Origin of the sequence: uncultured Nostoc sp., from assembly GCF_937863485.1 — a bacterium.
In the GTDB taxonomy this organism is placed as follows: Bacteria; Cyanobacteriota; Cyanobacteriia; order Cyanobacteriales; family Nostocaceae; genus Nostoc.
In genome coordinates, this window is the sequence record NZ_CALMFY010000202.1 from 1 (window position 1) to 4,486 (window position 4,486).

The 4,486-nt window shown below is 38.6% G+C and carries 5 protein-coding genes; all 5 read right to left on the minus strand.

Annotated features, from left to right (window positions below):
- Positions 1 to 12: 12 nt before the first annotated feature.
- Positions 13 to 630: a CRISPR-associated protein Cas4 gene (gene cas4 / locus Q0541_RS27685; RefSeq protein ID WP_298918807.1), complete on the minus strand. Its 618-nt coding sequence runs from the start codon at positions 628 to 630 to the stop codon at positions 13 to 15.
- Positions 631 to 659: 29 nt separating this feature from the next.
- Positions 660 to 1,478 (minus strand): CRISPR-associated endoribonuclease Cas6, encoded by an 819-nt coding sequence (gene cas6, locus Q0541_RS27690; protein ID WP_298918810.1) that lies wholly within the window; start codon positions 1,476 to 1,478, stop codon positions 660 to 662.
- A gap of 185 nt (positions 1,479 to 1,663) precedes the next feature.
- The gene (gene cas3, locus Q0541_RS27695; protein WP_298918813.1) at positions 1,664 to 2,977 is read right to left on the minus strand and encodes a type I-D CRISPR-associated helicase Cas3'; all 1,314 of its coding nucleotides are present in this window, start codon (positions 2,975 to 2,977) and stop codon (positions 1,664 to 1,666) included.
- Entirely contained in the window at positions 2,970 to 3,728 is a 759-nt protein-coding gene (gene cas5d, locus Q0541_RS27700; RefSeq protein WP_298918818.1) for a type I-D CRISPR-associated protein Cas5/Csc1, read from the minus strand. Before cas5d ends, cas3 begins: the two co-directional genes overlap by 8 nt.
- A gap of 3 nt (positions 3,729 to 3,731) precedes the next feature.
- Positions 3,732 to 4,486 (minus strand): type I-D CRISPR-associated protein Cas7/Csc2 (cas7d, locus tag Q0541_RS27705; RefSeq protein ID WP_298918820.1); only part of this gene is annotated, 755 nt, incomplete at its 5' end.

Sequence of the window (4,486 nt, forward strand, 5' to 3'; positions counted from 1 at the left end):
TTGTTCAGAGTATCAACAACTGTGATTTTTTACAAATGATTTAGGATTGCTATAGCGTCCTACTTTTTCTACAGCTTGCGGTAGACAGTGGGAATATAAACTACATCCATCACACCGTTTGGTTTTGATAGCTTTGGGCATTGCACCTGTAAATAACAGTGTTTGCACAGCTTCAATAGTAGCGATCGCACTTTGACGTAATTCTTCAGAAATATCTACACGTAAGCGTTGGTGGGAATGTGCATAGTAGATATAGCCAGTATTAATAACTTGATTTGTCATTTCTTCTAAACACAAAGCTTGAGCGCAAACTTGCAATTCATCGTTATCCCACTCGCCCTTACGTCCTCGTTTGTACTCTATTGGATAAAATTCACCGTTTTCTGATTCAATTAAATCTGATTTGCCTATGAGTTTGTATTTCTCGGACTTTAGCCAAATTGCTCGTATTTGCCAAGTATCTTCACGTTGTCCTTCATCAACTGTATGGACTCGTTCGTGTAAACTTGTACCTTCAATAGTGTATTGATTATCAATAAATTCTCCCGCACAAAACATTCGCCAACAGCGATGCGAACAATAGCTATACTGATTTAAAGCAGCAATAGGAATATAATCACTCTCATTCATAGGTTTCAATTTAAATTTAAATGACATATTTATACACGGCGTACTATTCCCATACCCATTGTTGTTTTACGCCCCAATCCTGCATATAATGCAAAGTCAGCTAAAGCATTAATTTGCTTGATACTTGTTGATTCAATTTCACCCAAAATTTGATAGCTTATTCTCCCAACACAACCTATGAACTTACTTTCATAATTGCTCATAACTTCAGTATTAATGTCAAAAGCACTTGGATAAATTGATTCAATGGGAATACTAGAAATTTCTATCCCACTATATTTTTTCCAACGACTAAGGAGGCTATTGAAAACACATTCTTTGATAGGTAGAACAGTATCATATCCACCTTGACGGAATGACACAGGTGTAGCAAAGGTAAAATTGAGGGTGCGATCGCTATCACTAGCTTGCTTATACAACTGCTCATAGGTGCAAGCATTAGCCCAAGGTTGGATTGATTGGGGCGTACCTTGAATACTGGTAATATGCAAGTTTGCAGAACCCAAATACCAAGGGCGGTTGGGGTTAAGATTCAGCCATAGTGGAGTCAGCTTGCTAAATAAGGTGTCATCAAGCAAGGAGATACGCCACCAGCAGGGAGTACCAGCCGGAATTAGTTTTTGATGACTAATTTGCAAGATATGTTGAGATTGTTTGTGTTGTCGTTGTATTTGCAATGGTGAGAGAGTAAAGGCTTTATCTGCGTTAGAGGTGTGCAGATAGTCTCCCAAGGATTTATCGACAAAACTGACAAGAGTCAGAAATAGTGCGTGCAGATGTCTCCCAGTTAAAAATTCTGGATAGATGGGGGATTGAGGAATTAGGTTAAGGACGAGGCTGTGAGGCATACTTTATTTACTTGGTGTAGACTAAGTATTGTTAGACTATTGGTACAAGAATTTAATTACTTATTATGCAATCAAAACTTCATCATCTGGGAGACGTAGCTGTTTAAACTTCATTGCCATTGTCAAGATTCCTGATAATCCTGCTAAAAACTCATATTGTTTTTCACTATCATCGCAAACAATATTTATGGGAAGGGAAGTGTTTCAAGTAAGTCTTTTAGGACTGTACGTCCCCCAGTGGTTTCAAGAGAAGTTAAACCTTCTTTCCAAGCATCAGCAGGTAAGTAAGCAATGGCTTCTGAATCAATGTGAGTTTCAGACTTACCTAATACACGCCCTACTCTACCAATTCTCTGCCAAAATGCGGCGCGATCGCGTGCTGAAAAAATCAACCAATCTAAATTTTGCCGTTTCGATTCAGGATGTCTTTCAAAGTTAAATCCTACATCTACGGTGCTAGTAGCCAAAATGATTTGACACTGCATAGCCCTTTGTCTATCTTTTTTGGGTGCAGGGCCAGTTATACGTCCTACATAATCACTAAGTCCTTCGTGTCGCAGTAAATCTGATAGACGATTAATATTATCAAGAGAGTCAAGAATTACAGCACCATTTTCATCAGGTTTTTCTCGAAAACGTCGGACAACTTCTGCTGCTAACTCTGCTAACCACTCTTCCTTACTATCTGGTTTTGGTCTTAATTCTAGATTAACTGCTGTTTGTGACGGTAAAAGATTAGTATTACCTGCTTCTCCATCAATTCTTGCTATCTTTACACCAGCCTGTTTGAAATTCTGCAATGCTAATTCACAAGCTGGTTCTGGTGTAGCTGTCAGCAAAACTATTTTACGTCCGTCCTGAAAAAAGCGAAAAACTTGAGAATAAGCAAGATAAAACAGCATTCCTACTAGCTGTTTAGCATCGTAGAGGTGAAATTCATCAAAAATGACTGTCGAAAATTTTGTGTAAAAACTACTTGCGATATTACCTCTATCTAGCTGATTATATGCAAAGAAAGTTGCATAGTAAAAGATATCAGGATTTGTGACTAAAATGATGGGTATATTAGCCCCAACATCAGGAAAGACTGTAGCTGGATTCCGTAATACATTATACAGCTTTTCCCCTGAACGACTGCCAACTTTATCGTTAGACCAGCTTTTAATATCTTTAGCAGAAGCTGATTTGACTATATGAGGTAACTTAGCATCGCTAACAAACTTTTTTGCGGCTGATGTTTGCTGTTCAATTAAAGCATTAGTTGGAGCAATGTAAACAGCACTTTTATTTGGCTGATGTTTTAATACTGTTAGTCCTGCGTTAGTTTTACCTGTGCCAGTTGGTGCTAAATCAAGGATAATATCTGTATCCTTAGATTTTTCAAATACATCAACTTGATGCTGAAGTGCATTCCCCATAAAAGATAGTTCATCTGGCAAAGATGCACAAGCTGAAATACTGCGCGGTTCTAATCTGATAACTAATTTTTGATTACTCATTATTACTTTCTCTACCACAAAAATGTAAACCTGCTGGTACAACGATTTCCCCAACTTGCCAAGCAGCACCCCGAAAACGAAGATTTTTAATAATGGGTGCAGAAGGAATAGAAATTAAATCGAATGCTAAAGCCTCTATTTGCTCTGGTAAATCGGCAGCATTTAGATAATGTTGACTTTGATATTCACCGTCTGGTAGTAAAGTCACAGGAAATTCATTCAGTACATTCACCTTGACTTTACTCATGAATTTACCCAGGCGAATATAATTTGGTAATTGGTAATTTCCAAATACTAAAGTTTGAAATTTGTTTTTGCGTTCAATCATCCGCAGTCTTCCCGTTTGCGGAAAATTACTTGGTCTAAATGAACTTGGTTTTTTCCTTTGGCGTTGTAATGGTAAATCTTCCCGCGCTGTAGCAACACGGTTATTAGTCATTGCATACCAGTAAGAATCAGAAAGAGCATTGAAACGTTCAAATCTGAATGTAATTCTACCGACTGGTGAAGCTGGTAAGATATAACCAGATTGTGCTATCGGTTGCAAATCTTCTTTGTAGGTTGGTCGTCCTGTAGCCTGACCTTGGAGGCGATAGGGGGAATTTACCCAACCTAAAGCATAGGTAAGAGCATAATTCCCAATTACCCCCTCAGTGTAATAGGTATCAGACAACTCCCTAGAGGCAAAAAAGACTGGTTCAAAACAGTATAATTCAACAAGTTTTGCCTGCTGAAAAGGAATTGTTGACATAACCTAAATCTCTACTTCAACTGGTGTATTCTTGACTTTAGCTTTGGCCTTTTTCTTCTCAGGCGCAATCTGACGGAAGGATTCATAGGATTGCGTTAAACGCTTGAGAAAATTATCACGTTCTGCTTCTGACCAATTAGTTTCTACATCAGTCACTAAATTTCCTAATTCCTCTTCAGATAGTTGCACAGAAACCCCTCTCTTATTTTTCCAATTAGCAATTACTTGTTTGCTAGCTGTAATTAATTGATTAATATTCAAGGGGTGTTCTAAAGGTTTACCTAATACATCATAAGTAGCTTGTACAAGTTCCAGAGAACTAGGAAGTTCGGTAATACTAGCAAATACACCTAATATTTGGTTTTCCATACGTCCAACACGACTAGAAACCGCACCGTAACGACTGGTGAACAGAATGTTACCGATGATATAGCGCAGTTCATCCGCAGTTACATCTTTTAGGGTGACGACATCCAAAAAATGCACACCTGGTTTGATGTATTCGCTGGTATTTAAAGCTGTTGATGCGTTACCTTTTTCATCGCGCATTGTGCCAGTTTCGTAGATGGCGTTTATGGTGCGATCGCCTACAACATCACTAGCAGGTAAAATACTAAAAGCATCTTCAGTCCAAATGCGACTTTTTTGAGCGCCACCCCCACCAGCAGCGAAGCCGTAAAGGAAACAATCTACACACATTTCACAAGGGAGCAACGCGATTTTGTGAGGTTGGGTGAAAAAGGTGCGATCGCTAAAAT